Annotated in this window: 28 protein-coding genes; 18 read left to right on the forward strand and 10 right to left on the reverse strand. The window is 73.6% G+C overall.

All coding sequences use genetic code 11. From position 1 onward, the window contains the following. Positions 1-53: 53 nt before the first annotated feature. Positions 54-566 (forward strand): hypothetical protein, encoded by a 513-nt coding sequence (locus ACFY2K_RS01080; RefSeq protein WP_380522900.1) that lies wholly within the window; start codon positions 54-56, stop codon positions 564-566. A 44-nt stretch (positions 567-610) separates the two neighbouring features. On the opposite strand, the gene ACFY2K_RS01085 is transcribed toward ACFY2K_RS01080, so the two are convergent. After that, positions 611-1060, reverse strand: a complete 450-nt coding sequence (locus tag ACFY2K_RS01085) for a hypothetical protein (protein WP_375881738.1) — start codon at positions 1058-1060, stop codon at positions 611-613. A 208-nt stretch (positions 1061-1268) separates the two neighbouring features. Here ACFY2K_RS01085 and proC point away from each other — a divergent pair, with 208 nt between their 5' ends. The 7 genes from proC to ACFY2K_RS01120 all read left to right on the forward strand — a co-directional run bounded on the left by proC (position 1269) and on the right by ACFY2K_RS01120 (position 7612). Beyond that, positions 1269-2096 carry a pyrroline-5-carboxylate reductase gene (proC, locus tag ACFY2K_RS01090; RefSeq protein WP_375881741.1) on the forward strand — a complete coding sequence of 276 codons (828 nt, stop codon included), beginning with the start codon at positions 1269-1271 and terminating at the stop codon, positions 2094-2096. An 85-nt stretch (positions 2097-2181) separates the two neighbouring features. Beyond that, positions 2182-3384: an MFS transporter gene (locus ACFY2K_RS01095; RefSeq protein WP_387709094.1), complete on the forward strand. Its 1203-nt coding sequence runs from the start codon at positions 2182-2184 to the stop codon at positions 3382-3384. Positions 3385-3433: 49 nt separating this feature from the next. Further along, positions 3434-4630, forward strand: coding sequence for an acetoin utilization protein AcuC (locus ACFY2K_RS01100; RefSeq protein ID WP_375881746.1), 1197 nt, complete (start codon positions 3434-3436; stop codon positions 4628-4630). A gap of 225 nt (positions 4631-4855) precedes the next feature. Continuing rightward, complete coding sequence (locus tag ACFY2K_RS01105) at positions 4856-5065, forward strand: helix-turn-helix domain-containing protein (protein WP_045699258.1); 210 nt, start codon at positions 4856-4858, stop codon at positions 5063-5065. 190 nt (positions 5066-5255) lie between these two features. Continuing rightward, the gene (locus ACFY2K_RS01110; RefSeq protein WP_003948845.1) at positions 5256-5354 is read left to right on the forward strand and encodes a 30S ribosomal protein bS22; all 99 of its coding nucleotides are present in this window, start codon (positions 5256-5258) and stop codon (positions 5352-5354) included. A gap of 151 nt (positions 5355-5505) precedes the next feature. Beyond that, positions 5506-6597: an NAD-dependent epimerase/dehydratase family protein gene (locus tag ACFY2K_RS01115; RefSeq protein WP_375882331.1), complete on the forward strand. Its 1092-nt coding sequence runs from the start codon at positions 5506-5508 to the stop codon at positions 6595-6597. 7 nt (positions 6598-6604) lie between these two features. Beyond that, positions 6605-7612 (forward strand): lysophospholipid acyltransferase family protein, encoded by a 1008-nt coding sequence (locus ACFY2K_RS01120; RefSeq protein WP_380522897.1) that lies wholly within the window; start codon positions 6605-6607, stop codon positions 7610-7612. A gap of 114 nt (positions 7613-7726) precedes the next feature. Here ACFY2K_RS01120 and ACFY2K_RS01125 read toward each other — a convergent pair whose 3' ends face one another. The 3 genes from ACFY2K_RS01125 to ACFY2K_RS01135 all read right to left on the reverse strand — a co-directional run bounded on the left by ACFY2K_RS01125 (position 7727) and on the right by ACFY2K_RS01135 (position 11713). Then, positions 7727-9028, reverse strand: a complete 1302-nt coding sequence (locus ACFY2K_RS01125) for a DUF5667 domain-containing protein (protein WP_380522896.1) — start codon at positions 9026-9028, stop codon at positions 7727-7729. A gap of 288 nt (positions 9029-9316) precedes the next feature. Beyond that, positions 9317-10135, reverse strand: a complete 819-nt coding sequence (locus ACFY2K_RS01130) for an ECF subfamily RNA polymerase sigma factor, BldN family (protein WP_375882333.1) — start codon at positions 10133-10135, stop codon at positions 9317-9319. Between the two features lie 555 nt (positions 10136-10690). Further along, positions 10691-11713, reverse strand: coding sequence for an HAD family hydrolase (locus ACFY2K_RS01135; protein WP_375881755.1), 1023 nt, complete (start codon positions 11711-11713; stop codon positions 10691-10693). Between the two features lie 119 nt (positions 11714-11832). Here ACFY2K_RS01135 and ACFY2K_RS01140 point away from each other — a divergent pair, with 119 nt between their 5' ends. The 7 genes from ACFY2K_RS01140 to hemB all read left to right on the forward strand — a co-directional run bounded on the left by ACFY2K_RS01140 (position 11833) and on the right by hemB (position 19203). Continuing rightward, complete coding sequence (locus ACFY2K_RS01140) at positions 11833-12108, forward strand: glutaredoxin family protein (RefSeq protein ID WP_375881756.1); 276 nt, start codon at positions 11833-11835, stop codon at positions 12106-12108. 163 nt (positions 12109-12271) lie between these two features. Next, positions 12272-13006, forward strand: a complete 735-nt coding sequence (locus tag ACFY2K_RS01145; protein WP_387709098.1) for an exonuclease domain-containing protein — start codon at positions 12272-12274, stop codon at positions 13004-13006. Positions 13007-13113: 107 nt separating this feature from the next. Further along, positions 13114-14010: a redox-sensing transcriptional repressor Rex gene (locus ACFY2K_RS01150; RefSeq protein ID WP_387709236.1), complete on the forward strand. Its 897-nt coding sequence runs from the start codon at positions 13114-13116 to the stop codon at positions 14008-14010. Positions 14011-14035: 25 nt separating this feature from the next. Beyond that, complete coding sequence (locus ACFY2K_RS01155) at positions 14036-15376, forward strand: glutamyl-tRNA reductase (RefSeq protein ID WP_380644948.1); 1341 nt, start codon at positions 14036-14038, stop codon at positions 15374-15376. 41 nt (positions 15377-15417) lie between these two features. Continuing rightward, entirely contained in the window at positions 15418-16422 is a 1005-nt protein-coding gene (gene hemC / locus ACFY2K_RS01160; protein WP_387709100.1) for a hydroxymethylbilane synthase, read from the forward strand. A gap of 73 nt (positions 16423-16495) precedes the next feature. Further along, complete coding sequence (locus ACFY2K_RS01165; RefSeq protein WP_380586229.1) at positions 16496-18142, forward strand: uroporphyrinogen-III synthase; 1647 nt, start codon at positions 16496-16498, stop codon at positions 18140-18142. Between the two features lie 74 nt (positions 18143-18216). Then, positions 18217-19203: a porphobilinogen synthase gene (gene hemB / locus ACFY2K_RS01170; RefSeq protein ID WP_375881769.1), complete on the forward strand. Its 987-nt coding sequence runs from the start codon at positions 18217-18219 to the stop codon at positions 19201-19203. Between the two features lie 61 nt (positions 19204-19264). Here the strand turns inward: hemB and ACFY2K_RS01175 are convergent, their stop codons facing one another. The 3 genes from ACFY2K_RS01175 to ACFY2K_RS01185 form a co-directional block, all read right to left on the reverse strand. After that, on the reverse strand, positions 19265-19531 hold the full coding sequence (locus ACFY2K_RS01175) for a hypothetical protein (RefSeq protein ID WP_380522889.1): 267 nt from the start codon (positions 19529-19531) through the stop codon (positions 19265-19267). Between the two features lie 132 nt (positions 19532-19663). Beyond that, the gene (locus ACFY2K_RS01180) at positions 19664-20008 is read right to left on the reverse strand and encodes a rodlet layer protein (RefSeq protein ID WP_188309838.1); all 345 of its coding nucleotides are present in this window, start codon (positions 20006-20008) and stop codon (positions 19664-19666) included. Positions 20009-20090: 82 nt separating this feature from the next. Continuing rightward, positions 20091-20435, reverse strand: a complete 345-nt coding sequence (locus ACFY2K_RS01185) for a rodlet layer protein (protein ID WP_375881773.1) — start codon at positions 20433-20435, stop codon at positions 20091-20093. A gap of 280 nt (positions 20436-20715) precedes the next feature. Between ACFY2K_RS01185 and ACFY2K_RS01190 the strand changes: the two genes are divergently transcribed. Then, positions 20716-21423 (forward strand): hypothetical protein, encoded by a 708-nt coding sequence (locus ACFY2K_RS01190; protein ID WP_375881776.1) that lies wholly within the window; start codon positions 20716-20718, stop codon positions 21421-21423. Between the two features lie 133 nt (positions 21424-21556). Here ACFY2K_RS01190 and ACFY2K_RS01195 read toward each other — a convergent pair whose 3' ends face one another. From ACFY2K_RS01195 to ACFY2K_RS01205, 3 genes are all read right to left on the reverse strand, one after another. Then, positions 21557-21937, reverse strand: coding sequence for a hypothetical protein (locus ACFY2K_RS01195; protein WP_375881779.1), 381 nt, complete (start codon positions 21935-21937; stop codon positions 21557-21559). A 149-nt stretch (positions 21938-22086) separates the two neighbouring features. After that, positions 22087-22356, reverse strand: coding sequence for a chaplin (locus ACFY2K_RS01200; RefSeq protein ID WP_380522886.1), 270 nt, complete (start codon positions 22354-22356; stop codon positions 22087-22089). Between the two features lie 109 nt (positions 22357-22465). Continuing rightward, positions 22466-22708, reverse strand: coding sequence for a chaplin (locus ACFY2K_RS01205; RefSeq protein ID WP_380399087.1), 243 nt, complete (start codon positions 22706-22708; stop codon positions 22466-22468). A 570-nt stretch (positions 22709-23278) separates the two neighbouring features. Here ACFY2K_RS01205 and ACFY2K_RS01210 point away from each other — a divergent pair. Together ACFY2K_RS01210 and ACFY2K_RS01215 are read left to right on the forward strand one after the other, a co-directional pair. Beyond that, positions 23279-23518: a chaplin gene (locus ACFY2K_RS01210; RefSeq protein ID WP_380522885.1), complete on the forward strand. Its 240-nt coding sequence runs from the start codon at positions 23279-23281 to the stop codon at positions 23516-23518. Positions 23519-23800: 282 nt separating this feature from the next. Next, on the forward strand, positions 23801-25477 hold the full coding sequence (locus tag ACFY2K_RS01215) for an RICIN domain-containing protein (protein ID WP_387709105.1): 1677 nt from the start codon (positions 23801-23803) through the stop codon (positions 25475-25477). Positions 25478-25485 lie beyond the last annotated feature (8 nt).

Raw genomic sequence — 25485 nt, forward strand, 5'->3', positions numbered from 1 at the left:
CGGCCGGGACGGCTCCTCCCTCGTTCCGCGGCGCCCGGGTGATAATCGACGACGTGAGCGAGCAGCCCCCCACCCCCGCCCCCAAGCCCGCCGGCGCCCCCGAGCCGGAGCCGATCCGCTTCTTCGGCACCTCCTGGCTCCACCGGGACAACGGCTACTGGCTGCGCCGGGTCGGCGTCTCGGTCGGCGCCCTGGCCGCCACCGCCGCCGCCGCACTGGTGCTGCGCTTCGGCGTCGAGGGCATCGCCCTCTCCGAGAGCGGCGGCTTCCTGAACGGGCTGCTGACCGCCGCCATCGCGGTCTGCTCGCTGATGGCCGTCCGACGCACCTGGAAGGTCCTCACCGAGGGCAAGGAGCAGCTGACCGGCTGGATGGCCGAGGACAAGTCGCTCGGCGCCGTCTGGCTGATCGGCGGGGTCGGCAGCCTGGCCGCCTACTTCGCCCGCAGCCTGGTCGAGGCCCCCGGCGAGGCCGTCCGGCGGGACGCCCACCGGAAGGCCGTCGAGCAGTACGAGAAGCGCCAGGCCGGCCGCAGCGGCCGCCCCGGCGGCAAGCGCAAGCGCTGACCGCCGACCCGCCGCCCCTCCGCCCCGATCCTCGCCGCGGGTTCCTAACCCTTGCCGCGGGCCTGCTTCACCGAGCCCACCACCCCGGCGATCACCAGCAGCAGGCCGGCCGGCAGCAGCGAGATGAAGAAGGACCCGAACAGCCCGCTGTCGCCGAGGAAGTACTGCGCCAGGGTGTTCAGCACCAGCAGTCCGCCGGCCGCCGGGAGCGCCGACTGCCACGGGTGCGCGTCGGCCCAGCGGCGCAGCCGCCGGTCGGTGGTGTCGCGGCGCAGCTGACCGCCGACGGTGCCGACCAGGAAGAGGAAGAACAGGGCCCAGCCGGCCGGTCCGGCCAGCATGGCCAGTGACCAGTCCCCGGAGATCGCCTCGACCCCCAGGGCGGTCGCGCCCACCACCGCACCGACTCCCGCGGCCGTCCGCCACGGGCCCATCGTCGCCGAGGCGGCGGCGAGTTGCCGGTTCTCACGTCGGGACATTTCGTCGTGTGCCATGGCTCCACGGTGCGCCCGCCCGGGCCCGGAGGCCATAGGGGAAACCCCCGAGTTTTCTCCCTAGGGGCAAAGCCCGCGCCCGGACCCTTCCGGCGCTCCCGGGCCGTCCCCGCCCCTGCGGGGCCCTGCGGACCACGGACCGGACGGTCCGGACGGGCGCCGCCGGGCGGTGCGAGGATGGCCGCAGTACCGAGGCAAGGAGCGGACCATGGGCAGCAGCGCAGCACACGGACAGAAGATCGCCTTCCTGGGCACCGGCAAGATCGGCGAGGCCCTGCTCTCCGGCCTGCTGCGGGCCGGCACCGACCCGGCGGACGTCCTGGTGACCGCCCGCCGCCCCGAGCGCGCGGCCGAACTCGCCGACCGCTACGGCGTGGTGGCCGTCTCCAACGCCGAGGCCGCCAAGCTCGCCGACACCCTGATCCTCGCGGTCAAGCCGCAGGACATGGGCACCCTGCTGGAGGAGCTGGCCCCGCACATCAGCCCGGACCGGCTGGTGATCTCGGCGGCGGCCGGCGTCCCGACCGCCTGGTTCGAGGAGCGGCTCGCGGCCGGCACCCCGGTGGTCCGGGTGATGCCCAACACGCCGGTGCTGGTGGACGAGGGGATGAGCGTCATCTCCGGCGGCTCGCACGCCCGGGAGGAGCACCTGGCGCGCGCCGAGGGGATCTTCAGCTCGGTCGGCAAGGCGCTGCGGCTGCCGGAGGCCCAGCAGGACGCGGCCACCGCGCTGTCCGGCTCGGGCCCGGCCTACTTCTACTTCCTGGTCGAGGCGATGACCGACGCGGGCATCCTGCTCGGCCTGCCCCGGCAGGTGGCGCACGACCTGATCGTGCAGTCCGCGATCGGCGCCTCGGTGATGCTGCGCGACTCCGGCGAGCACCCGGTCAAGCTGCGCGAGGCGGTCACCTCCCCGGCCGGCACCACCATCGCGGCGATCCGCGAGCTGGAGAACCACGGGGTGCGGGCCGCGCTGCTCGGCGCCCTGGAGGCGGCCCGGGACCGCTCCCGGGAGCTGGCCTCCGGCGGGAAATGACCCCTGCGCGACCCCTCCCGCAAAGGCGGCGCACGCCCTACGCTCTCGGCCAACATCGTTCTACCGGCCAGTAGCGAGGTCCCGCATGAGCGTCGTCCCCCCTGTCCTCCCGCCCGGCCTGCGGGCCGGGCGGGCCGCGCTCGCCGTCAGCTTCCTGCTCCAGGGCACCACCTTCGCGCTGCTGGTCACCTGCATCCCGGAGATCCAGCACCGGTACGGGCTGAGCGACGGCCTGCTGCCGGTCTTCCTGGCCGCGGTGCCGATCCTGGCCGGGGCGGGCTCGATCCTCTCCGAGCAGCTGGTGAAGCGCACCGGCGCCCGGGCCGTGCTGCGGGTCGTCCAGCCGGCCGTCTGCCTCAGTCTGGCGGGCGCCGGGCTGGGGGACACGCTGTGGCAACTGGCCCTCGCGCTGGGCGCCTTCGGGCTGCTGGTGGGGGCGCTGGACGCCAGTATGAACATGCTCGGGGTCGGCCTCCAGCACCGCTACGGCCGCTCGATCATGATCGGCTTCCACGCGGCGTTCAGCCTCGGCGGGATCCTCGGCGCCGCGGTCGCCGGCCTCGGCTCGCACTACGACCTGGGACTGCCGGTGCTGTTCGGTACGGCCGCGGCGGTGGTCGCCCCGCTCGCGGTGCTGACCGGCACCCGCTTCGCCGGACCGGCCGAACTCGGCGACGCCGTCCGGGAGGCCGCCGAGGCCGCCGCCCGGACCATCCCCTGGCGCCCGCTGCTGCCGCTCTGCCTGGCGATGGCCTTCGCGTACATCGCGGACGCCTCGGTCTCCAACTACAGCGTCAAGTACCTCACCGACGGCCTGGGCAGCCGGGAGGACCTCGCCAAACTCTCCTACCTCGGCTACATGGTGGCGATGCTGCTCGGCCGGGTCCTGGGCGACCGCGCGGTGCAGCGCTTCGGCGCCGTCCCGGTGGTGCGCTCCGGCGCCGCGCTGGCCGCGCTGGGCTTCGGGCTGGCCGCGCTGGCGCCCACCGCCTGGGCGGGCATCGCCGCGTTCACCGTGCTGGGCTTCGGCATCTGCGCGATCATCCCGCAGGTGTTCGCGGCCGGCGGCCGGCTCTTCCCGGCCAACTCGGACGCCGCCGTGGCCCGGCTCAACCTCTTCAACTACGTGGGCTTCCTGATCGGTTCACCACTGGTCGGGGCGATCGCGGACGCCGGCTCGTACCGCTGGGCGCTGCTCGCCCCGATGCTGCTGGTGCTCGCCGTGCTGCCGCTGGCCGAGCGCTTCGCCCCGGAACCCGCACGGCTGCCGGCCCCCGCCGCCGTCTGACGGTGGGGGCGGGCGGGGCCCGCCGCCCCCACCCACTACGGTGGAGGCCATGCCCGAAGCCGAGCGTGACTCCTCCTGCGGCCTGCACCTCTACTGGGACGAGGCCGTCACCGCCTACGACTTCGGCCCCGGCCACCCGATGGACCCGGCCCGGCTCGCGCTGACCATGCGCCTGGTCGAGGCCCTCGGACTCGCCACCGGGCCCGGGGTGACGGTGCGGTCCGCGCCGGCCGCCGGGGAGTCCACCCTGCAGCTGGTGCACACCAAGGAGTACGTCGAGGCGGTCAAGCACGCCGCCGCCCACCCCGAGCAGTCGGACCCCCGGCACGGGCTCGGCACCGACGACAACTGGTCGTTCCCGGCCGTCCACTCGGCCGCCGCGCTGATCGCCGGCCAGTCGGTCGCCGCCGCCGAGGCGGTCTGGCACGGCGAGACCCCGCACGCCGTCAACTTCGCCGGCGGACTGCACCACGCGATGCCCGGCAAGGCCTCCGGCTTCTGCGTCTACAACGACCCGGCCCTGGCGATCGCCCGGCTGCTCGAACTCGGCGCCGAACGGGTCGCCTACGTCGACGTGGACGTCCACCACGGCGACGGCGTCCAGGAGGCCTTCTGGAACGACCCGCGGGTGCTGACCGTCTCGCTGCACGAGCACCCGGCCACGCTCTTCCCGCAGACCGGCTGGCCCACCGAGACCGGCGGCCCGGACGCCCCCGGCTCCGCCGCCAACCTGCCGCTGCCCGCCGGCACCGGCGACGCCGGCTGGCTGCGCGCCTTCCACGCCCTGGTGCCCGAACTGCTCGCCGCCTTCCGGCCGCAGGTCCTGGTCACCCAGCACGGCGCGGACACCCACCTGGAGGACCCGCTGGCCCACCTCGCCGTCACGGTGGACGCCCAGCGGCTGATCGCCGAGGAGCTGCACGGGCTGGCCCACCGGCTCACCGGCGGCCGCTGGGTGGCCACCGGCGGGGGCGGCTACGCCGTGGTGGACGTCGTCCCGCGCAGTTGGACCCACCTGGTCGCCACCGCCGCCGGCCGGCCCGTCGACCCGGCCACCGAGACCCCCGAGTCCTGGCGCGCCGAGGTCTACCGCCGCACCCGCGGCCCGGCCCCGCTGCGGATGACCGACGGCGCCCGCCCGTCCTGGCGCGACTTCGACTCGGGTTACGATCCGGCCGACCGTCTCGATCAGGCCATCCTCGCGGCCCGCCGCGCGGTGTTCCCCCACCACGGTCTGCTGGCCTGAATCCGCCGTCCCGGCCGCGCGCCGGCGGGGCCGTGCGTACGCCCCCTGGGGCGAACCGCCGAGTGACTACGTACTGCAACGGTCCTATCTCTCACCGTACGAGGACTGCACTTCCCCTCTTCCCACTGGTACCACCCATAACTACTCTGGGGATACACGTGTGCCGGTGGAGTCACCGGAGGGGAAGCCGGTGCCTTGCACACGGGTAAGGGTCGGGTGATGGTCATGAGTTCCGTCGAGCGTCCCCTGCAGGAAGTCGTCTTCCTGACCGTGGCCGAGGTGGCCGCGGTCATGCGGGTGTCCAAGATGACGGTGTACCGGTTGGTGCACAGCGGAGAGCTGCCGGCCATCCGGGTCGGACGGTCCTTCCGGGTGCCCCAGCAGGCGGTGCACGAGTACCTCAAGGAGTCCTACGTGCGGCTCGAGAGCGCGTAGCACCAGGCCGGGCGGGGGCGGGTCCACAGCCGTGGATCCGTCCCCGTTCGCCCCGGATTTCCCGCGAGTTTCCCGCTTCAGGGGAGCGCGATTACGGCCCGGGCCACGCGGACGGTAGGCTAGGCCCTCACGTCAGTCGTATGGACTCCGTCTCTCACGGACGAGAGTCTCAGTGAGCGAGGGTTGTTCCGTGGGCTCTGTCATCAAGAAGCGTCGCAAGCGTATGGCCAAGAAGAAGCACCGCAAGCTTCTGAAGAGGACCCGCGTTCAGCGTCGCAACAAGAAGTAAGCGCCCCCGGCCGCGCTGAGCGCGCCCAGCGCTTCCACCGCCCGTCCCGGCCCTCGTGGCCCGGGGCGGGCGGTGTCGTTTCACGGCCCGGTGGGGCGGCGCGGTACGGTGCACGCAGGCCGCTCGGGTCGAGGGAATGGGGTGCAGCACCGTGGGTGTGGTCGTGCTCGTCACCGGCGTGGCACGCCATCTCGGTGCCCGCTTCGCCGCCGAGCTCCGTCGCCGCCCGGGGGTGGACCGGGTCGTCGGCGTGGACGTGCAGCCGCCGCGGCTGCCGCTCCGGGAGCCGGACGGACCGGCCGCCCCGTACACCTTCCACCAGCTCGACCTGCGCCGCCCCGCGGTCTCCCGGGTGATCGCCGAGCACCGGGTGGACACCGTGGTGCACCTGAGCGTCAGCGCCACCGGTCTGGGCTCCACCAACCGCTCCGCGGTGAAGGAGTCCAACGTCATCGGCACCATGCAGCTGCTCGGCGCCTGCCAGAAGGCGCCCGGGGTGCGCCGGCTGGTGGTGAAGTCCACCACCGGCGTCTACGGCTCCGCGCCCCGCGACCCGGCGGTGTTCAGCGAGCGGATCCAGCCGAAGGACCCGCCCGGCGGCGGCTTCGCCAAGGACGCGGCCGAGGTGGAGGGCTACGTCCGCGGCTTCGCCCGGCGCCGTCCGGACGTCGCGGTGACGGTGCTGCGCTTCGCCAACATCGTCGGTCCGGGCGCCGACACCCCGCTCAGCGAGTACTTCGCGCTGCCGGTGCTGCCGACGGTGCTCGGCTACGACCCCAGGCTGCAGTTCGTGCACGAGGACGACGCCGTCGCGGTGCTCTGCCGGGCCGCCGGCGAGCCCGAGCCCGGCACCGTCAACACCGGCACCTTCAACGTGGCGGGGGAGGGCGTGCTGCTGCTCTCCCAGTGCGCCCGCCGGCTCGGCCGCCCCACCCTGCCGCTGCTGCTGCCCGCGGTCAGCTGGATGGCCGTGCTGGCCCGGCAGACCCGGCTGGTCGACGTCTCGCCCGAACAGCTGCGGCTGCTCACCCACGGCCGGGTGGTGGACACCACCCGGCTGCGGGAGACCTTCGGCTACCGTCCGGCGTTCAGCACTCCGGAGGCCTTCGCCGACTTCGCCGCCGCCCGGGGCCCCGGCCTGCTGCCGCCGGAGCGGCTGGCCGCCGTCACCGACCGGCTGACCGCCCTGCTCGGCCCCGAAGGGGCCGCCCCCGCCGTACCGACCCGCCGCCCGAGGAGCTGAACCCGCGATGAGTGCCGCCGCCGACAACGCACCGGGCGAGGCCAAGGTCATCCCGATCGAGTCCGCCCCCAGCTGGAGCTCGCCGCAGGCCCCCGGCCTGGCCGACCGGCTCGCCGGGGCCGTCGGCGGGGCGCTGTCCGGGCAGCTCGGCCCGGCGGCCACCCGGCTGTTCGGCAAGGGCTGGGAGGGCCGGGCCACCGAGGGGCTGGCCTTCCTGCGCCGCCGGATCACCGGCGACTACGAGGTCGACGAGTTCGGCTTCGACCGGGAGCTCACCGAGGAGGTGCTGCTCTCGCTGCTGCGCCCGCTGGCCGAGAAGTACTTCCGGATCGACGTCCAGGGGATCGAGCACGTCCCGGCCGAGGGCGGCGCCCTGATCGTCGCCAACCACTCCGGCACCATCCCGCTGGACGCCCTGATGACCCAGGTGGCCATCCACGACCACCACCCGCACCGCCGGCACCTGCGGATGCTCGCGGCCGACCTGGTCTTCGTGCTGCCGGGCGTCAACGAGCTGGCCCGCAAGGCCGGCCACACCCTGGCCTGCAACGAGGACGCCCAGGCGCTGCTGGAGCGCGGCGAGCTGGTCGGGGTCTGGCCGGAGGGCTTCAAGGGCATCGGCAAGCCGTTCTCCGAGCGCTACAAGCTCCAGCGCTTCGGCCGCGGCGGCTTCGTCTCCTCGGCGCTGCGCGCGGGGGTGCCGATCGTGCCCTGCTCGATCGTCGGGGCGGAGGAGACCTACCCGATGATCGGCAACGTGAAGACGCTGGCCCGGCTGCTCGGCCTGCCGTACGTGCCGATCACCCCGACCTTCCCGTGGCTGGGGCCGCTCGGGATGCTGCCGCTGCCGACCAAGTGGACGATCCGCTTCGGCGAGCCGATCGCCACCGACGGCCATCCGCCGGAGGCGGCGGACGACCCGATGCTGGTCTTCGACCTGGCCGACGAGGTGCGCGAGACCATCCAGCACACCCTGTACCAGTTGCTGGTGCAGCGGCGGTCGGTGTTCTTCTGACCGTGCTCTCCTGACCGTGCTCTTCCGGCCACGGTCCTCCGGTCGTCCCGCTCGGGACCGGACGCGGTGGGGGCCCGGCCGGACGCGCGTCCCGCCGGGCCCCCACCGCCCCGCTCAGCTCCCGCCGAGGATCCGCAGCCCGGGCAGCAGGCCGGGGATCAGCGGAGGCACGTCCACGCCCTGCTGGGCGCCGCTCGGCGTGCTGGGCGCACCGGACGGCGGCTGCGGCACCTGCGGCGGGGCCGCGTCGGCGCTCGGCGAGGGCCGGCCGCCGGTGAGCCCGCTGGTGAGGTTGCCGACCAGTCCGTTGACGGCGTCCGGTGCGCTGCTGGGCAGGGTGCTCGGCAGTCCGCCGCCCTTGGCCCCGCCGCCGGCCGTGCTGCCGCTGCCGGCGGTGTCCGGGGCGCGGTCGGTGCCGGGGCGGTTGCCGCTGCCCGTGCCGCCCTGGGACTGCGCGGAGCCGGGTGCGGCGCCGGAGCCGTCGGGCCCGGTGCCGGCCGGGGAGCCGCCGGTCGAGGAGGAGGAGTCGTCGCCCGCTCCGGTGCCGCCCGGTCCACCGCTCTTGGCGGGGGGCTGGGTCAGGCGCAGGGGCGCGACGTCCTCGGTTATGTCGTCGAAGAGCTGGTTCACCAGGTGGGCCTGCTCGGTGAGTTGGACCGGCAGCCGGCCCTGCAGCTCGCTCCAGCGGCCGTCCTCGTCGTGGGCGAAGCCGGCCAGCGCGCGCATCGGGCCCAGTGAGCCGTTGCTGCGGTAGACCGAACGCAGCAGCTCGCGGCCCTTGAGGGCGTCGGCGTGCATGTCGTCCAGCGCGCGGCGGACCCGGTCGACGGTGCCGGGGCTGAGCCCGGTGGTCGAACCGGACGGCCCGACCAGGGCGTTGGCCTCGCCGAGCCGGGTGGCGGCGTTGCCGAGCAGCAGTTCGCCGCGCTCCGAGTCGGAGTCCGCGAGGTCGAGTCGGAGCCCTTCGAGGCCGCGCTTCATGCCGTACAGCGTGTCCCCGGGGAGGGCACTGGTGCTTGCGGCGGCCGCGCCGGCCAGGCTGCCGACGGCGAGCCCGGCGACCAGTCCGCCGATCGCGAAGCGGCGGCTCCACCGGCCGCGCGGCGCCGTCCGGATCGCCCGGTGGCGGCGCTGGCGGGGCACCGCGGCGCCCGGCCCGCCCGCGAAGGCCTGCTCGAACGCGGCCATCAGCTGGGCGCGTTGGACCGTCCGGACCTCCTGGTCCAGGACTGGCCCGGGCAGTGCCCCCAGCGCGTCGGCCACCCCGACCAGTTCGGCCATCGCCACCGAACCGGCTTCGGCGGCAGCGATGTTGGCCGATTCGGCGGTGGCCGCGCGGAGTTGCTCCGCCTGGTGGGCCTCCAGCGCCTCGGCGAAGGCCTTCGCCCGTCGGTGCTCCAGCACGTTTGCCGTCACGGGCCACACCTCCCTTCGTCGTTGTCGACACCCCGGCCCGCCGGACGGTTGCCCCGGCGGGCCAAAGCCACTCCATCGGGTGACAGGTCACAATTCGGCTTGACCGTATGCCTGGTGGGGGCTTGCATGCTGGCCAACGAGCGGTACGGGCGGTCGGTTACGCACGGCTGATCATCGGACCGACCGTTCACCCGGACGTGTCGCCCGGGTGGCAGTGGTGACGGGCCGTCGGGCCGGCGCCGGGTCGGGCCCCGCCCGGGCCCTATCGCTCCCTCGGTCACCGTCGCCTCACCGCGCGTCGGGCGGCAGGAGCCGGGCGAGGGTGCGTACGGCGCGGTACTGGAGGGTCTTGATCGCACCCTCGTTCTTGCCCATGATCCGCGCCGTCTCGGCCACCGACAGCCCCTGGAGGAAGCGCAGCGTCACGCACTCCTGCTGCTGGGGGTTGAGCCGGCGCACCGCGTCCAGCAGGGCGGCGTTGGAGAGCGACTCCAGCACCGACTCCTCCGGGCTGCGCTCGCACTCGTTGGAGTCGAGCATCTCGCCGGTGGTGACCTCCAGCCGGAACCGGCTGGACTTGAAGTGGTCGGCGACCAGGTTGCGCGCGATGGTGACCAGCCAGGCCCCGAAGTCGCGGCCCTGCCAGGTGAAGGTGCCGATCCGGCGCAGCGCGCGCAGGAAGGTCTCGCTGGTGAGGTCCTCGGCGGTGGCCCGGCTGCCGACCCGGTAGTAGATGTAGCGGTAGACGGTGTCCGCGTAGTGGTCGTAGAGCCGGCCGAAGGCCTCGCTCTCGCCGGCCTGGGCCCGCTCGACCAGCTCCATGATCGGGTTGTGCTCGGTCTCGTAGCCGGGGCTCGGCGCGGTGCGGGTGCGGCTGCGGCCGACGCCGGTGCTGCCGGTGCGGCTGCGCGAGCCGGTGCCGGTGGAGCCGGCGGCGGTGGTGCGCAGCGCGGTGCCGGGGCCGTGCTGGTGGCCGAACGGCACACCGGCGGGCACGAGTTGGGGCGAGGCGGCGAGCTGGCTGCGGAGCAGGGTGCGCAGCAGGTCCAGGCCGGTGGAGATCTGCCGCTCGGCCGGGCGGCCGCGGAGGCCGGTGCGGGGGCGCAGGGGCGCGGACGACGGGCGGGAGGGTGCAGGCGCGTCGTTCCGGACGGGTGGGTACACGGGACTCCCAGAGGCAGAACTGTGGACGGATCACCTCCGCCTGCGCGGAGAGCACTCCCCATGACATCCGTTCGAGCGGGACGCATGGGTGACGTGCATCCAGGAGAGAATAACGCTTTGTGCAATGACAGCTACACCGTGTGGTCGAAGTGGTCGTTTGGGATCCATTTGTTGCGCATATTCGGCTGACACTGACCGGAGATGTCGGCGTTCATCCGGCTCAACGTGACCGTTCGGGCGCCCAGGGTGACCAATTCGGCGGCACTGCGGGCGGTTTCCCAGCCTTGGGGCCCCGCAACCCCCGACTTTCCCGGCCTGGCGAACGATCAGAACCGGTCACCGGGTGACAAGTTCGCACAGCGGGCCCGGACAGCCTTGTCGGAGCCGGGAGTTCGCTCGTACGAGGGGCCAGGTCAGGCCCCTGATTGACGCCCTCTCACCCGCACGGGGGAGCGGCAGAAACGGTTCCGTGGACGGCCGTCCGGCCCGGACCGGGGCTCAGCCGCGCCGACGGCGGCGCCGCAGCGCCACCCCGGCCGCGGCCGCACCGGCCAGCACCCCGAGCGCGGCCGCCGCCGGCAGGCCCGCCCGGGCCGCCTTGCGCCCGGTCCGGAAGTCGCGCACCCGCCACCCCTGCGCCCGGGCGTGCCGCCGCAGCGCGCCGTCCGGGTTCACCACGTACGGGTGGCCGACCAGCGAGAGCATCGGGATGTCGTTGGCCGAGTCGCTGTAGGCCGCGCAGCGGTCGAGGTCCAGCCGCTCGCGCCGGGCCAGCGCGTTCACCGCGGCGGCCTTGGCCGGGCCGTGCAGCAGGTCGCCGACCAGCCGGCCGGTGTAGTGGCCGTCCCGGGCCTCCGCGACGGTGCCCAGCGCGCCGGTCATGCCGAGCCGCCGGGCGATGATCCGGGCCACCTCCAGCGGGGCGGCGGTGACCAGCCAGACCCGCTGGCCGGCGTCCAGGTGCATCTGGACCAGGGCGCGGGTGCCCGGCCAGATCTTGTCGGCGACGACCTGCTCGAAGACCTCCTCGCAGATCACCTCCAGGTCGGCGGTGCGCTTGCCGGCCACGATGCCCAGGGCGGTGTTGCGGGCGTCCGAGATGTGGTCCGGGTCCTCGGTGCCGTGCAGCCGGAAGAGCGCCTGCTGCCAGGCGAAGCGGGCGATGTCGCGGCGGGTGAGGAAGCCGTGGCGGTAGAGGCCGACGCCGAGGTAGAAGATCGCGGCGCCGCGCAGGATGGTGTTGTCGCAGTCGAAGAAGGCGGCGGCGCGCGGGTCGTCCCGGTCCGGGGTGTGGTTCCCGGCCGGGGCCTTGGGGGCCTTCCCGGGCCGGCCGGGTGCCGGGCTCCCCTCGGTGGCGGGGGCCGCCCCGGGCTCCTGCGCCACCGGGGCGTCCGTCGCGGGGGAGAGCAGCGGTTCGGCGCGCAGCGCGGCCTCGGCCGCCGCTGCCGCGGCCTCGCCCGCCAGGGCGCTCCGCTCGGTGGTGGAGCGTCTCGCCTGGGTGAGCCTTCGGAGCACGGCCATGTCACCGAGCATAGCCAGCCGGGCGGGGAGCGGCCGTGACGGAGCCGTGCCCGTGCGGTGAACAGCTGCCGGGCGGGCGCCGCCCCGGGCCGGAGGGGCGGGTCGAGGACAATGGGCAGGTGAGCCCACTGCTGCGACGCAAGAGCCCCGAGCCGGCGGCCCGTACCGTGACCCTGGTCGGCAAGCCCGGCTGCCACCTGTGCGACGAGGCCCGGGAGGTGATCGTCCGGGTGGCGGCGGAGCTGGGCGCGACCTTCGAGGAGAAGGACATCACCCGGGACGAGGAGCTGTACCGCCGCTACTGGGAGCAGATCCCGGTCACCCTGGTCGACGGCCGCCAGCACGACTTCTGGCGGGTCGACGAGAACCGCCTGCGCAAGGCCCTGGGCGGCTGAGGAGGGGTTCGTGCGTGCACCACCTCCCCCGCCGACCGGCGGGGGAGCTTCGCCGAATCGTTGTCGAAGACACTCCGTTCCGGCGTGGGGCCGGGCGCCCCGGTCGGCTTACGATCGAACGCGTTTACGCCCGTGGGGGGCTGAGCACGCGAGGAGTGCCGCCATGCTTCCCCGTCCGACCCCCGCGCTGCCCGCAGCCCCGGGCTTCGCCGTGGTGGACGTGGAGGCGACCGGCCGCAGCCCGTGGCGGCACCGGGTGGTCGAGGTCGCGGTGGTGCTGCTGGACGAGCGGCTCCGCCCCGAGGGCGAGTTCGCCACCCTGCTGGACCCGCTGGGCCCGGTCGGCCCGACCCATGTGCACCGGATACGCCAGGCCGACGTCGAGGGCGCGCCCCGCTTCCGGGAGATCGCCCCCCGGCTGCTGGAGCTGCTGGCCGGCCGGGTGCTGGTCGGTCACCACGTCAGCTGCGACCACGCCTTCCTGGAGCGCGAGTTCGCCCGGATCGGGGTGCCGCTGCCGCCCGTCCCCCTGCTGTGCACGATGCGGCTGGCCGGCGCCCACCTGCCGCAGGCCCGCGGCCAGGGCCTGGCGGCCTGCGCGGAGGCGGCCGGTCTGGGCTGGTTCCCGGCGCACACCGCGCTGGGCGACGCCCGGGTGACGGCGGAGCTGCTGCGGCACTGCGCGGGCGTCCCGTCCTGCCCGCCGGACGACTGGACCGGGCCGCTGCGCGAGGCCGCCCGGGTGCCCTGGCCGCGGCTGGGGCGGGCCCGTTCCCGGCCGTCCGGCGGTACGGTGCCACTGCTGCGCCGGGAGGCGCCGTACGGCCCCTGGCTGCCCGGCGCCCGAGCCCCGGAAGTGGTCCTGACACAGGCCGGTGCTATGAGCTCATCGGCGTGATGCGTGTCACTGTGCCGGGACAAATCGGACACCATCTTTGTGCACACGTTCACAAACGCTTAGCCTGGCTGCCAAAGCCCAGCTTCACCCACAGGAGCACCGTGGCAATCGGCCGATCACCACAGAGCAGTTCGCAGACGCCCGACCAGGGCGCCGCGCGCCGACCCGCGCGCGCCCGGGGCATCCCGGAGGCGACCGTCGCCCGCCTCCCCCTCTACCTGCGGGCCCTCACCGCGCTCTCCGAGCGTTCGGTGCCGACCGTGTCCTCCGAGGAACTGGCCGCCGCCGCCGGTGTGAACTCGGCCAAGCTGCGCAAGGACTTCTCCTACCTCGGCTCCTACGGCACCCGGGGCGTCGGCTACGACGTCGAGTACCTCGTCTACCAGATCTCCCGCGAGCTCGGCCTGACCCAGGACTGGCCGGTCGTCATCGTCGGCATCGGGAACCTCGGCCACGCCCTCGCCAACTACGGCGGTTTCGCCTCCCGCGGCTTCCGGGTCGCCGCCCTGTTGGACGCCGACGCGAACGTGGTCGGTTCCACCGCGGCCGGACTGCCGGTGCGCCACATGGACGAGCTGGAGTCGATCGTCGAGAGCCAGCACGTCTCGATCGGTGTGATCACCACCCCGCCCGGCGCCGCCCAGCAGGTCTGCGACCGACTGGTCGAGGCGGGCGTCACCAGCATCCTGAACTTCGCCCCGACCGTGCTGACCGTCCCGGACGGCGTGGACGTGCGCAAGGTGGACCTCTCCATCGAGCTGCAGATCCTCGCCTTCCACGAGCAGCGCAAGGCCGGCGAGGAGCCCGACCGCACCGAGTCGGTGCTGGACCGCGCCCCCGGCCCGGTCCGCGCGGCCGCGGCCAAGCTGCGCCGGGCGGCCGGCGGCAGCGGCAAGGGCCGCACCGGCGTCGAGCCGGCGGCCAAGGAGCCGGCCGAGCCGTCGGCCAAGGGCAAGCCCGCCAAGGGCGGCGAGGGCGAGCTGTCCGCGGTGATGCCCGCGTGAACACCGAGAGCTGTGGGGGGCGGGCATGAGTCTTCTCGTCGTCGGACTGAGCCACCGGACGGCACCGGTCGGCGTGCTGGAGCGTGCCGCGCTGACCGGTGAGGTCCCGACCCGGCTGCTGCACGACGCGGCCGCGTCCTCGACCGTCGCCGAGGCCGCCCTGCTCAACACCTGCAACCGGATCGAGCTGTACGCGGACGTGGACAAGTTCCACGGCGGCGTCGCCGAGCTGTCGCTGCTGCTGGCCCACCACAGCGGGGTGGACCTGGAGGAGCTGACCTCCCACCTCTACGTCCACTACGAGGACCGCGCCGTCCACCACCTCTTCTCGGTGGCCTGCGGCCTGGACTCGATGGTGGTCGGCGAGGGCCAGATCCTCGGCCAGCTGCGCGACGCGCTGGCCAAGGCGCAGGACGAGCACACCGCCGGGCGCGGCCTGAACGAGCTGTTCCAGCAGGCCCTGCGGGTCGGCAAGCGGGCGCACAGCGAGACCGGGATCGACAAGGCCGGCCAGTCGCTGGTCACCTTCGGCCTGGAGCAGGTCGCCGCGGGCGCGGGCGAGATCGCCGGCAAGCGCGCGCTGGTGGTCGGGGCCGGCTCGATGAGCTCGCTGGCCGCCGCCACCCTGGTCCGCTCCGGGGTCACCGACCTGCTGATCGCCAACCGCACGCCGGCCCGCGCCGAGCGCCTGGTGGAGATCCTCGGTCCGGACGTGGCCCGCACCCTGGACCTCGCCAAGGTGCCGCAGGCGCTGGCCGACGTCGACCTGGTGATCTCCTGCACCGGCGCGGCCGGCGTGGTGGTCCGGGCCGAGGACGTCGCCGCCGCGGTCGCCGTGCGCACCGCCCCCGAGCCGCTGGCGCTGCTCGACCTCGCCATGCCGCGCGACGTCGACCACGCCGTGCACGAGCTGGACGGCGCCCTGCTGGTCGACCTGGAGAGCCTCTCCCACGCGCACGCCGCCAGCCCCGGCGCCGGCGACGTCGACGAGGTCACCCGGATCGTCTCCGACGAGGTGACGGCCTTCGGCGCCGCCCAGCGGGCCGCCCGGATCGCGCCGACCGTGGTCGCGCTGCGGGCGATGGCCTCCGACGTGGTCGCCGCCGAGCTGGGCCGGCTGGGCTCCCGGCTGCCCGACCTGGACGAGCGCTCCCGCGCCGAGATCACCCAGACCGTCCGCCGCGTCGTCGACAAGCTGCTGCACGCCCCGACCGTCCGGGTGAAGCAGCTGGCCGCCGAGCCCGGCGGCGCGTCCTACGCGGACGCCCTGCGCGAGCTGTTCGACCTCGACCCGGCGGCCGTGCACGCCGTTTCGGGCACGCCCGTCGGCGGCCGCCCCCAGCCTTCGGCCGGGAGCACCAGATGAACCGTCAGCCATCCCACGAGTACCACCGGGACGATCACCTCATGAATGGTCAACCGCTCACCGAGCAGGCTCCGGCCGCCGCCCTGCGGCTCGGCACCCGGCGCAGCGCGCTCGCCATGGCCCAGTCGGGCATGGTCGCCCGCGAGGTGATCAGGCTCACCGGCCGCCCCGTCGAGCTGGTCGAGATCACCACCTACGGCGACACCTCGCGCGAGGCGCTCGCCCAGATCGGCGGCACCGGCGTGTTTGTCTCCGCCCTGCGGGACGCCCTGCTGGAGGGCCGGATCGACTTCGCCGTGCACTCGCTCAAGGACCTGCCCACCGCCGCGCCCGAGGGCCTGGCGCTGGCCGCCGTCCCCGCCCGCGAGGACGTCCGGGACGCCCTGGTCGCGGCCGAGGGCCTGGCCCTGGACGAGCTGGTGGAGAAGCTGGCCGGGGCCGGTCGCCCGGCCCGGATCGGCACCGGCTCGCCGCGCCGGATGGCCCAGCTGAACGCCTGGGCCCGGGCCCGCGGCGCCCAGCTGGAGACCGTGGCGATCCGCGGCAACGTGGACACCCGGATCGGCTACGTGAGCGCCGGCGAGCTGGACGCCGTGGTGCTGGCCACGGCCGGCCTCAACCGGCTCGGCCGCAGCGCCGAGATCTCCCAGCACCTCGACCCCGAGCTGATGATCCCGGCCCCCGGCCAGGGCGCGCTCGCGATCGAGTGCGCCGCCGCCGACACGGACCTGACCGCCGCGCTCGCCGCACTGGACCACGCCCCCACCCGGGTCGCCGTGGCCGCCGAGCGCGCCCTGCTGGCCACCCTGGAGGCCGGCTGCTCGGCCCCGGTGGCCGCGCTGGCCACCTGGGGCCGGGAGAACGAACTGCAGCTGGACGGGGTGGTCGGCGATCCCGACGGCACCGCCCTGCTGAAGATGTCCGCCAACGGTCCGATCGTCCTCGACGAGACCGCCGAGCAGCAGGCGCGGGCCCTCGGCCACGCCCTGGCCGCCCGGCTGCTCGACGCGGGCGCGGCCACCCTGATGGGGGAGCGAGCCCGATGAGCGAGCGAAGCGAGCGAATCATGAAGAGCTGCGCGTTTCGCGAAGAGACCGCCGAGCGCAGCGAGGTGGGCGCATGAGCCCCACCGCCGCCACCGACGCCCTCTTCCCGGCCGGCCAGCCCACCGGACGGTGCACCTTCCTGGGGGCCGGTCCCGGGGACCCGGGGCTGCTGACCCTGCGCGCGGTCGAGGTGCTGTCCTCGGCCGACGTCCTGGTCGCCGACCCGCTGACCGCGGCCGCCGTGCGCACCCACTGTCCGGCCGGCGTGCAGGTGCACGCCCCGGCCGCCGAGGGCGCCGACTTCGACCTGGCCAAGCTGGTCGCCGAGGCCGTCCGGGCCGGCAAGCACGTGGTCCGCACCGTCGACGGCGACCCGGGCCTGGACGGTTGCGCCGCCGAGGAGATGCTCAGCTGCGCGGGCGACGGGATCCCCTTCGAGGTGATCCCGGGCGTCGCCCAGTCGGTCGGCGTCCCGGCGTACGCGGGCGTCCCGCTGCGCGGCGCGGCCGGCACCGACGTCCGCTTCGTGGACGGCGGCCAGCTGCTGTCCGGCGCCCCGGTCGACCTGGGCGCGCCGGAGACCACCCTGGTGGTCCGCACCACCCTGGGCCAGCTGCCGGCCACCGCGGGCGCGCTGGTCTCCAACGGCCGCAAGCCGGACTCGGCGCTGAGCGCCACGCTGTCCGGCACCACCACCCGCCAGCGGACCTTCACCTCCACGCTGGCCACCATCGCGGCCGACCTCAAGATCGCCCGGGTGCTGCCCTCGCCGGTCTCCGCCCCGGTGGACCCGGCGACCTCGGTGATAGCCGTGGTGGGTGAGCAGGTCGCCCACCGGGCCTCGCACTCGTGGTTCGAGACCAAGCCGCTGTTCGGCTGGAACGTCCTGGTGCCGCGCACCAAGGAGCAGGCCCACGGCCTGTCCGAGCAGCTGCGCTCGTACGGCGCGGTGCCGCAGGAGGTGCCGACCATCGCGGTCGAGCCGCCGCGCACCCCGCAGCAGATGGAGCGGGCCATCAAGGGCCTGGTCACCGGACGCTACGAGTGGATCGCCTTCACCTCGGTGAACGCCGTCCGCGCCGTCCGGGAGAAGTTCGAGGAGTACGGCCTGGACGCCCGCGCGTTCGCCGGGATCAAGGTCGCGGCGGTCGGCGAGACCACCGCCCAGGCCCTGGTGGACTTCGGCGTGAAGCCGGACCTGGTGCCCTCCGGGGAGCAGTCCGCGGCCGGGCTGCTGGAGGACTGGCCGCCGTACGACCCGGTCTTCGACCCGATCGACCGGGTGCTGCTGCCGCGCGCCGACATCGCCACCGAGACCCTGGTGGCCGGCCTGGTCGAGCTCGGCTGGGAGGTCGACGACGTGACGGCGTACCGGACGGTGCGCGCCTCGCCGCCGCCGGCCGAGACCCGCGAGGCGATCAAGGGCGGCGGTTTCGACGCGGTGCTGTTCACCTCGTCCTCGACCGTCCGGAACCTGGTCGGCATCGCCGGCAAGCCGCACAACGTCACGGTCATCGCCTGCATCGGCCCGGCCACCGCGAAGACCGCCGAGGAGCACGGCCTGCGGGTCGACGTGATGGCCCCGGCGCCGTCGGCGGCCGCGCTGGCCCAGGCGCTGGCAGACTTCGGCGCCAAGCGCCGGGACACCGCGACGGCCGCGGGCGAGCCGGTCTACCGGCCCAGCGAGCGCCGTCCGGGATCCCGCCGCAAGGCCCGCTGAGATCCCTCAACTATGGTGCTGGGGGCGGCGGTTCGTCGCCCCCAGCACTGCACAACCGTTCGGAGAGAGAAGCCGTGTCCGCTGAATTCCCGTACGTTCGCCCCCGTCGACTGCGGCAGAGCCCGGCGATGCGCCGACTGGTCGCCGAGACCCGGCTGCACCCGGCGGAGCTGATCCTGCCCGCCTTCGTCAGCGAGGGCATCAGCGAGCCCAAGCCGATCGCCGCGATGCCCGGCGTGGTCCAGCACACCCGGGACAGCCTGCGCAAGGCCGCGGTGGAGGCCGCCGAGGCGGGAGTCGGCGGCATCATGCTGTTCGGCCTGCCCGAGGTGAAGGACGCCGTCGGCTCCGAGGGCACCAATCCGGACGGGATCCTCCAGCGGGCCATCAGCGACGTGGTCGCCGAGGTCGGCGACCGGCTGGTGGTCATGTCCGACCTCTGCCTGGACGAGTTCACCGACCACGGCCACTGCGGCGTGCTGGCCGAGGACGGCAGCGTGGACAACGACGCGACCCTGGCGCGCTACGCCGAGATGGCCGTGGTCCAGGCCGAGGCCGGCGTCCACATGGTCGGCCCGTCGGGGATGATGGACGGTCAGATCGGCGTCGTCCGGCGGGCGTTGGACGCGGCCGGGTACCAGGACGTCAGCGTCCTCGCCTACACCGCCAAGTACGCCTCCGCGCTGTACGGGCCGTTCCGCGAGGCCGTCAACTCATCGCTCAAGGGCGACCGCAAGAGCTACCAGCAGGACCCGGCGAACGCCCGCGAGGCGCTGCGCGAGCTGGAGTTGGACCTCGCCGAGGGTGCGGACCTGGTGATGGTCAAGCCCGCGATGCTGTACCTGGACGTCCTGCGGCAGGTCGCCGACGCCTCGCCGGTGCCGGTGGCCGCGTACCAGATCTCCGGCGAGTACTCGATGGTGGAGGCCGCCGCCGCCAACGGATGGATCGAGCGGGAGCGCACCATCCTGGAGACGCTCACCTCGATCCGCCGGGCCGGCGCCGAGCAGATCCTCACCTACTGGGCGGTCGAGGCCGCCGCGTTGCTCAAGCAGCAGTAGCACCGCTACAGCAGAAGGCCGGGCCGCTCCCCCGCGGGGAGCGGCCCGGCCTTCCTCGTTGCTACTTCCAGCCCTTGATGTGCGCGAAGCCCCCACCGCCGCCGATCAGGTCGGTCGAGGTGGCGGCACCCTCGGCGAAGCCGCCGGCGACGACGTCGGTGGTGTGGCCGACGCCGAAGCCCCCACCGGCCACGAACGGGTGGTCACCGGAGGCGACGATGCCGCCGCCGCCCACCAGGCCGACGTGGGCGAACGCCGGGGTGGCGGCACCGGCGAGCGCGAGCGCGGCGGTGGCGGTCAGGGCGGCCTTGGCCAGCGTGCTCTTCATGGATCTGCCCTCTCTGTGGGGGCGCCCCGCGGCGCCCGTCCTCTGACTGGTGCTGTGACTCTTGTCTGCCAAGCCCGGAGGGCCCGGGGAGCTTCTCCTCCCCGGGCCCTCCGTCCGTGCCGTGCCCCTTGATCAGCCGATCAGGTGCGAGACACCCGCGTCGCCCGAGGACTGGGTGTTCTGGCCGACGTTGCAGATCTGCTTCGGGGTGCTGTTCAGGACGGGCACCTCGACCGGAACCGCGACGCCGACGACGGCGACGGCGATGTTGTGGACCTCCGGCAGGCAGATGTTCGCGTTGTCCAGGGTGTGGAAGTTCGGGCTGCCGTTGCCGTGGGTGCCGGTCTGGTTGGTGCCGCCGTTGCCCTGGACGGAGGTGGCGGCGCCGTCCGAGTCGACGATGGCGGAAGCCGAGCCGGCGGACATCGCGATGGCGGCGGCGGCCAGGCCGGCGGCGGCGAGGGACTTCTTGATCATTTCCGGTTTTCCTCTCAAGGGTGAATCGGGGAGCGATTCGAGGGTGGTTCAGGGGGTGGTGCGGAGGTGGGCTGGGGGAACGTCAGCCGACCAGGTGGGACACGCCCGCGTCGCCGTGGCTCTGGGTGCCCTGGCCCTGGGTGCAGTACTGCTTGCCACCGCTGTTGGCGATCGGGACCTCGACCGGGACGGCCACACCGAGAACGCCGACGGCGATGTTGTGGATCTCGGGGAGGCAGACGTTCGCGTTGTCCAGGAAGTGGAAGTTCGGGCTGTTGTTCCCGACCGTCCCGGTGAAGTTGGTGCCGCCGTTGCCCTCGATGGAGGCGGCCGAGCCGTCCGCGTCACCGATGGCCGAAGCGGGAGCGGCGGCGCCGGCGAGCGCGGCGACGGCCAGGCCGGCGGCGGCGAAGGACTTCTGGATCATGGGGAGATCCCTCTCTGAAATGCTTTCGGTTTCCGTGCGTAGCAACGCGTCGGACGCTCAGACCCGGTCTGCAGTCACTGACGTCCAGATCAAAGAATGACGGCACGGAAGGTTACGGGGATTTTTGAAAAGAGTCCGGGAGGCGCGTCCGAGGGTGGTTTCCGGTCGGATTATTACGCCGAATCGGTTAACGCCCGCAATCCGAACTCCTGGTCACTCGTTGCGCAGATTGCTTTCCGGCTGCGGCCCCGCAGCCCTCCCCGAAGGAACGGTGAAAAGCATGAAGTTCTCCAAGCGGGCCGGCGCGATGCTGTTGGCGGTCGGTGCGGGCGTGCTCGCCTCCCAGGGAGCGGCCTCCGCCGCCCCGGTCAGCCCCGACCAGGTCGGAGCCCTGGAGGACAAGCTGGCCACCCAGCAGGTCCCGGCGGACGTACCGCTCACCCCGCTCGGCAGCCACGTCACGGCCGGCATCCCCACCTCCCTGCTCATGCCGCCGGTGGCCGGCCGGACCACCGACAACGGGCTGCTCCCGGACCACCTGGTGCCCCAGCTGGCCACCGGCAAGGTCGGCCCGAGCGCCAAGGCCCAGCTGCCGCTGCCGCTGGTCGACCAGGGTGCCGACCTCGGTGAGGTGCTGCTGGAGGCCCCGGCCGCGCCGCTCCAGGCCAAGACCCCCGGCCTGGACGTGGGCAAGCCGCTCTCCCTGGTGCACGACGGCACCGGCCAGCTGGCCGACGGCCGGCTCCGGGTGGACGAGGTGGACCCGCACCTGGTGCCCGGCGCCGTGCAGACCGTCCCCGGGGCCACCGCGAGCCTGGGCGGCGACGAGAGCCGGCTCTCCGTCACCGACGAGGCGAACGACCTGGCCAACACCACCACCGCCACCGCCACCGGCGTCCTGGGGCAGACCGACGCGACCGGCACGGCGACCTCGACCGTCACCGGCCTCGTCCAGCAGAGCGGCCTGGCCGACCTCACCCAGCTCTGAGCCCAGCTCCGAGCCCGGCTCCGAGCCCGGCACTGCGCCCGGCACTGAGCCCGGCTCCGGGCTGCCGCCCGACGCGCCGGAGCCCGGCACCCCTGGCCACCAGGAGGGGTGCCGGGCTCCGGCGCGTCCGCGGTCAGCCCGGCAGGACGCCGGAGAGCCCGCCCACCAGCGGGAGGTCCTTGACCCCGCCGCCCGCGCTCAGCGGTCCGGTCAGCGTGCCGGTGCCCACCGGGGCCAGGCCCTGGTCCGGCCGGACGGTCGCCCCGTTGTTGAGCACGTCGGCCGAGGAGTTGGCCCACGGGTCCAGGCGCAGGCTCTTGATCGGCGCGACGCCGTAGCCGAGGCCGGCCGTCGTCCCGTTCAGCGCCTGCCCGACGTCGGTCTTCGCCAGCGTGGCCGGGCCCGCGGCGGGCTCCTGCCCGGCGGCGGGAGCGGCCTGCGCCGAACCCGCGCCGAGCAGCACCACGGCGCCCACGGCGGCGGCCAGCCCGGCCCCGCCCTTCTTCGAAACCATGCGGTTCACCCTTCGGTGGAGTGCGGCCCGGCCCGGCGGAACCCGAGGGAGGGGCCCTGAGCATCCGGACGTCCCGTCCGGAGAAACCGAACTGCCCCCCGGCCGGCTGGTCGGGGGGCAGGACGGCCGAAACGCGTGCCGATCGGGGATCAGCAGTCGTCCGCGGGCTGCGGGTGCATCTCGACGTTGGCGCAGCTGTTGCCGAAGGCCGGGTTCAGCAGGCCGATCACGTCGATGGAGTTGCCGCACAGGTTGATCGGGATGTGCACCGGGACCTGGATCTGGTTGCCGGAGGCGACACCCGGGGAGCCGGCGGCCACGCCCTCGGCGCCCGAGCTGGCGGCGGCGGAGCCCGCCGCGCCCATCACCAGGCCGGCAGCGGCGGCGGAGAGGACGGCGACCTTCTTCACGTTCTGCATGGGGGTTGATCTCCTCGATCACACACGGGTGGAGCGCGCCGCGCCCCGGCGCTGCGGGGCGCGGCACGGGCTCGGTGAATCAGCTGTCGCCGGGTCGGCGACCGCGGGTTCAGCCGACGTTGGCGCAGGAGTTGCCGAACGCCGGGTTCAGCAGGCCGATCACGTTGACGGTGTTGCCGCAGACGTTCAGCGGGATGTGGATCGGCACCTGGATCTGGTTGCCGGAGAGCACGCCGGGGGAGCCGGCGGCCACACCCTGGGCGCCCGAGCTGGCGAACGCGCCGCCCGCGGCACCGAGCACCAGGCCGGTGGTGGCCAGCGACAGGATGGCGGCCTTCTTGAGGTTACGCATGTCTGTTCCTCCGATTTCTGCCCGACGCAAGGGGAATGTCGGGAAACGGGCGAGTACGAATACTCACCCGAACGGTTCAGGGATTGCCGTGTTTGTCACTCCGGCGGCGCACACCGGCGTGTTGCGCCCGTGGCTCGGGCGTCGACGCAGCCGCCGCGTTCTTCCGGTACCTCGCGAACATTTCCCGCACGGCCGGGAACGGTCCGGACAGAGGTGCGACCGGGAATTCCCGGTCAGGCGTTCAGGCGGTGTCGCCGAACGCCGGGTTCTGGGGGGCCCGCCACGTCGACCGGCCCGCCGTGGGCCGCGGTGCCGACGTGGCCGTGGGCGAGCTGCGCATGGGCGGTACTCGATTCGTGTGAGCAGGGCCTGGTGGATCGTCTTCGTGAGGGAGAACGAGGCAGCACGCGAGGGGAAACGGTCCGGACCGGTGATCACCCGAATGCCGGTCGGCGGCCGGATTGCTCCAGACGGGTGACAGTGCGGGCACCGTCGCAACCGCTCCGGACGGGTGTCGTTCTAGATGTCGCACTCCCCGTGCATCTCTGTATGAACAGTCAGGAGGCTCGCATGAGCATCAAGAAGACCGCCGCCGTCGGCGCGGCCGTGGTGGGCATCGTGGCCGCCGGCGCCGGCACCGCCATGGCCAGCTCCGGCGCCGAGGGTGTCGCTGCGGGTTCCCCCGGCGTCATCTCGGGCAACCAGATCCAGATCCCGGTGCACGTTCCCGTCAACCTGTGCGGCAACAGCGTCGACATCGTGGGTCTGCTGAACCCGGCGTTCGGCAACCACTGCGCCAACGTGGGCTGAACCCACCCCCGGTTCGGCCGGTGAGAGCCGCCGTTCCGTGCTTCCCTCCTGGGGCGCGGAACGGCGGCTCTTTTTCGTGCTCTCCCGGGTCCTTCCGGGTCCGCTCGTGCCCTCCCGTGCCGCCGCCGTTCCGGGGGCGGTTTCCCGGTGCTGTCACGAGCCTTGTTGCACTACTTGTCAGTACCTAGAATGTGAGACCTGCTCACCTTTTCGGCACCTCTCTTGCCCCGCACCGCCCGGCAGCACGGGCCGGGCGGCCCCCACCCCCGCAAGGAGTCGCGTGTGATCAGGTTCCGCACCCCCGCTGCGCGGCGGGCGCGAACGGGCTCGTCCCGGTCCGCCGCACTGCTCGCCACCGGCGTCCTCGTCGCCACCCTCGGTCTGGCCGGCGCCCCCGCCGCGTTCGCCGACAGCGCCCCGGCTCCCGCCCCGGCGCCCACCCGCCCGGCCGCGATCGTCGCCCTCGGCGACAGCGCCATCTCCGGGGAGGGCGCCGGCACCGACACCAACGACGGCTACTTCCCGGAGACCGACACCTCCACCAACTACTGCCACCGGCACCCCAAGTCGGAGATCTTCACCACCGACATCCCCGGGGTCACCCCGATCGACCTGGCCTGCTCCGGCGCCCAGACCGGCGACCTGGTCAGCGACCCCGAACTGGCCAAGATCACCGGCGGTGGCAGCGGCGACTTCGGCGAGCCCAAACAGGACGTCAAACTCGCCGACACGGCGGCCGAGTACGACGTCAAGATGGTCGTCGTCACCATCGGCGCCAACGACGACTTCGACTTCAGCGGCATCATGATGCACTGCCTCGCGCAGTACTTCCCGATCCCCAAGGACCAGGGCTGCCGGGACACCATCGGCAGCGACGAGATCCGCCGGCGGGCCAAGGCGGTCCAGCCCAAGGTGGTCGCCGCGCTGCAGAACATCCGGCAGACCATGCGCCGGGCCGGCTACGCCGACTCCTCGTACCAGCTGGTCTACCAGTCGTACTTCGACCCGATCACCCCGGACATCCGGCGCAACGACTACCTCGGCAAGATCGCCGACGGCTGCCCGGCCTTCCCCGAGGACCTCGCCTGGGGCCACAACCTGGTGGTCCCCACGCTCAGCGACGCGCTCCGCGGCGCGGCCGAACAGGTGCCCGGCGTCCGGTACTTGGACCAGCGGCGGGTCGCCTTCGGGCACGAGGTCTGCGCGGAGTGGACGAGTTCGCCGTACGAGTACAGCAACGGGGACGTCATCAACCTCTCCGAGTGGGCCCGCAACGGCTGCGACTCGCAGATCGGCATCCCCGGGCTGTGCATGAACATGGTCCGCCAGTCGTACCACCTGCGGGTGGCCGGCTACCGCGGCGAGGGCGTCTGCCTCGGCCAGTTCTTCGCCAAGCCGGACCAGACGGAGGCGTACTGCACCCTCAACCAGCAGAACACCACCTCGATCCAGCCGCTCACCCCCGGCAAGCCCTTCGGTGACACCCCCGAGGACGGCTCCTGGTACCAGCTCACCAACGCGGCCACCGGCAACGCCCTCGACCTCACCGGCGGCGGCAGCTACGGCGACTCCACCAACGGCCGGGCCGCCATCAGCTACCCGGCGACCGGCGGACTGAACCAGTCCTTCGTCCTGGAGGCGAAGGCCGGCGGCAGCTACGAGCTGGACTTCAGCGGCAACCGCGGCATGTGCCTGGACGCCAACGCGGCCTCCACCGCGCCCGGCACCCGGATCCAGCAGTGGGGCTGCAACGGCGGCGCCAACCAGCACTGGGTGTTCACACCGGCCGGCAACGGCAACTACCGGATCGCCGACTCGGCGGACCCGACCAAGGTCCTGGCGGCCGGCGCCACCCTCGACGCCAAGGGCAACCCCTACGTCGAACTCGCCACCGACACCGGCGCCCCCACCCAGCTCTGGCAGCTCACCAAACTCGGCATCGTCTACCTCCACAGCTGACCCCAGCC

Source organism: Kitasatospora sp. NPDC001309, from assembly GCF_042896295.1.
GTDB lineage: Bacteria > Actinomycetota > Actinomycetes > Streptomycetales > Streptomycetaceae > Kitasatospora.

Excerpts from the sequence above, each read along its gene's own strand:
- hemC (WP_387709100.1), top strand. The coding sequence starts at position 15,418 with ATGAATGGTCAACCGCTCACCGAGCAGGCTCCGGCCGCCGCCCTGCGG.
- ACFY2K_RS01145 (WP_387709098.1), top strand. The coding sequence starts at position 12,272 with ATGCTTCCCCGTCCGACCCCCGCGCTGCCCGCAGCCCCGGGCTTCGCC.
- ACFY2K_RS01100 (WP_375881746.1), top strand. The coding sequence starts at position 3,434 with ATGCCCGAAGCCGAGCGTGACTCCTCCTGCGGCCTGCACCTCTACTGG.
- ACFY2K_RS01105 (WP_045699258.1), top strand. The coding sequence starts at position 4,856 with ATGAGTTCCGTCGAGCGTCCCCTGCAGGAAGTCGTCTTCCTGACCGTG.
- ACFY2K_RS01185 (WP_375881773.1), bottom strand. The coding sequence starts at position 20,435 with ATGATCCAGAAGTCCTTCGCCGCCGCCGGCCTGGCCGTCGCCGCGCTC.
- ACFY2K_RS01180 (WP_188309838.1), bottom strand. The coding sequence starts at position 20,008 with ATGATCAAGAAGTCCCTCGCCGCCGCCGGCCTGGCCGCCGCCGCCATC.
- proC (WP_375881741.1), top strand. The coding sequence starts at position 1,269 with ATGGGCAGCAGCGCAGCACACGGACAGAAGATCGCCTTCCTGGGCACC.
- ACFY2K_RS01155 (WP_380644948.1), top strand. The coding sequence starts at position 14,036 with ATGAGTCTTCTCGTCGTCGGACTGAGCCACCGGACGGCACCGGTCGGC.
- ACFY2K_RS01210 (WP_380522885.1), top strand. The coding sequence starts at position 23,279 with ATGAGCATCAAGAAGACCGCCGCCGTCGGCGCGGCCGTGGTGGGCATC.
- ACFY2K_RS01095 (WP_387709094.1), top strand. The coding sequence starts at position 2,182 with ATGAGCGTCGTCCCCCCTGTCCTCCCGCCCGGCCTGCGGGCCGGGCGG.
- ACFY2K_RS01200 (WP_380522886.1), bottom strand. The coding sequence starts at position 22,356 with ATGCAGAACGTGAAGAAGGTCGCCGTCCTCTCCGCCGCCGCTGCCGGC.
- ACFY2K_RS01165 (WP_380586229.1), top strand. The coding sequence starts at position 16,496 with ATGAGCCCCACCGCCGCCACCGACGCCCTCTTCCCGGCCGGCCAGCCC.
- ACFY2K_RS01175 (WP_380522889.1), bottom strand. The coding sequence starts at position 19,531 with ATGAAGAGCACGCTGGCCAAGGCCGCCCTGACCGCCACCGCCGCGCTC.
- ACFY2K_RS01085 (WP_375881738.1), bottom strand. The coding sequence starts at position 1,060 with ATGGCACACGACGAAATGTCCCGACGTGAGAACCGGCAACTCGCCGCC.
- ACFY2K_RS01195 (WP_375881779.1), bottom strand. The coding sequence starts at position 21,937 with ATGGTTTCGAAGAAGGGCGGGGCCGGGCTGGCCGCCGCCGTGGGCGCC.
- ACFY2K_RS01205 (WP_380399087.1), bottom strand. The coding sequence starts at position 22,708 with ATGCGTAACCTCAAGAAGGCCGCCATCCTGTCGCTGGCCACCACCGGC.
- ACFY2K_RS01190 (WP_375881776.1), top strand. The coding sequence starts at position 20,716 with ATGAAGTTCTCCAAGCGGGCCGGCGCGATGCTGTTGGCGGTCGGTGCG.
- ACFY2K_RS01120 (WP_380522897.1), top strand. The coding sequence starts at position 6,605 with ATGAGTGCCGCCGCCGACAACGCACCGGGCGAGGCCAAGGTCATCCCG.
- ACFY2K_RS01135 (WP_375881755.1), bottom strand. The coding sequence starts at position 11,713 with ATGGCCGTGCTCCGAAGGCTCACCCAGGCGAGACGCTCCACCACCGAG.